The organism is Peribacillus sp. NPDC056705 (assembly GCF_043656335.1).
The window spans coordinates 1-883 of the sequence record NZ_JBHTYI010000223.1; the positions used below are offsets into that span (position 1 = coordinate 1).

Annotated in this window: 1 protein-coding gene and 1 pseudogene; both read left to right on the forward strand. The window is 47.7% G+C overall.

Translation table 11 applies throughout. The features are described 5' to 3' along the window. Window positions 1–468 (forward strand): annotated as a pseudogene (locus ACFRAK_RS29130) (excinuclease ABC subunit UvrA); the annotation flags it as partial. Between the two features lie 152 nt (window positions 469–620). Then, on the forward strand, window positions 621–883 hold a 263-nt coding region (locus ACFRAK_RS29135), incomplete at its 3' end, for a hypothetical protein (RefSeq protein ID WP_394573218.1).

Sequence of the window (883 nt, forward strand, 5' to 3'; positions counted from 1 at the left end):
CAGCCTAAGATTCATCGTAAGATGCAGACTTTGATGGATGTGGGGCTTGGCTATATTACGCTGGGACAGCCTGCGACTACGCTCTCAGGTGGTGAGGCACAACGTGTGAAGCTGGCATCTGAACTGTACCGTCGCAGCACGGGCAAGACGATGTATATCCTTGATGAGCCAACGACAGGCCTGCACGTGGATGATATCGATCGGTTGCTGGTCGTACTTCATCGACTTGTAGATTCCGGGGAGTCAGTTCTTGTGATCGAGCATAACCTGGATGTCATTAAAACCGCCGATTATCTCATCGACCTTGGGCCAGAAGGGGGTAGTGGAGGCGGTACAATTATCGCCACTGGAACTCCTGAGGATCTGGTGAAAGTGAAGGACTCCTACACAGGTAAGTACTTGCAGCCGATTCTGGAGCGCGATACGAAGCGGACTGCAGCGCTGGAGAAGGTAGGCGCAGCGCAGTAGAGCAGGTTCTTTGCCAATATAGTCCCAAATAGCTTTGGTGTAATTACCAAGGCTATTTGGTCTATTTAGAAGAAATTTATAAACTCCTCCAATTCCCCTAGCATCCCAATATATGGTATGATTTTGGTGATTTTGATTGTTGGAGGGATTGTATGAAGAGAATGACGTTATCCATTCTGATTGCTGTGACAGCAAGTGCTTTATACATCAGCTCATCCACGCCAGCGTATGCCAGCGCTGTGCTATCAAATAGCGAGCATGCACAATCCCACTTTAATGCAGATAAATGGACAAGGACGTCAGATTCGCAAACCATGATCAACAGACAGGATTTTGTGATCATGCTGGTCGATGTACTGAAGTTGGATGGTATCAAGAGTACATCTGCATCAGAAACGTTCAAGGATGTGCCTTC